A 966-nucleotide genomic window follows, 5' to 3' on the forward strand; every position below is an offset into this window, starting at 1 on the left:
TTTAATTTTAAATACATCTTCTATGCTATCTATAATAATTGCAAATTATAAATTAGACTTCTTGCATAACCTAGTTATTTTAAAATTCCTATAATTTCTATTTTAAATATATTTTATAGGAATTTTAAAATAACTAGGTTATGCAAGAAGTCTATTAATTATTTACCTCCATATATTAAAAATATACCTAATTTTAGGTATATTTTATAAATATCAAGAGTTTTCGACAAAATTAAAGGAATTAAATGATTTCTTATTTTGTTAACATCATCTAAAGAATCATCAACTACTTTTACTGGTTCACGAAAAACAATATCTACTTTACTTACAAGACTAGGAATATCTTTTAAATGAACATCTTGATAACCATTCAATGCATAATGATTACGATGACAATAAATAAATTCTGCTAATTCTTGTCCATTTTCATCAAGTCATTTTTTAATTGTTAATGCTTTTAAATTTAATTCTTTAAAATCATCTCCTTTTAAAGGAAATTGAAATGTAATATTATTTACTCTATTTTTTACAATATCATTCATTATTTCACATCCTTACTAGGTAATTTGTCATATAATGAATTATCTTTTAATTTAATTATTCTATCTAAACCGCAAGTATTACATTTATCAGTTTTATTTACTTTTCTTTTTTTTATTTTTTTCAAATTATCTATGATAAATAATTTATCTCCACAATTAATACAATAACTAGAAACAACAAAATCTTTTTTATATAATTGCTGTTGTTTTAATTCAGTAATTTCTTTTTTAAGTACTTCATTTTCTTCTTGTAGTTTGTCATATTTAATTAATTCTGTTATAGTCATTATTAAATTTCCTCCAAATTATTTTCCATAATTAATAGACTTCTTGCATAACCTATTAAAATAATTGTAAATATTTTTAAAAAGATACTAATAGCAAATTATAATTTTAATTAATTATGTCTTTTATTTAAAAATTT

General features: G+C 19.7%; 2 protein-coding genes. Both read right to left on the bottom strand.

Annotation, left to right across the window (positions count from 1 at the left end; genetic code table 4):
- Positions 1-158: 158 nt before the first annotated feature.
- Positions 159-542, bottom strand: a complete 384-nt coding sequence (locus EHV01_RS05975) for a hypothetical protein (protein WP_422066664.1) — start codon at positions 540-542, stop codon at positions 159-161.
- Entirely contained in the window at positions 542-829 is a 288-nt protein-coding gene (locus EHV01_RS05980) for a hypothetical protein (protein ID WP_422066665.1), read from the bottom strand. Before EHV01_RS05980 ends, EHV01_RS05975 begins: the two co-directional genes overlap by 1 nt.
- Positions 830-966: the final 137 nt, after the last annotated feature.

It is taken from the genome of Spiroplasma sp. hy2 (genome assembly GCF_044714365.1).
In the GTDB taxonomy this organism is placed as follows: domain Bacteria; phylum Bacillota_I; class Bacilli_A; order Mycoplasmatales; family Mycoplasmataceae; genus Spiroplasma; species Spiroplasma phoeniceum.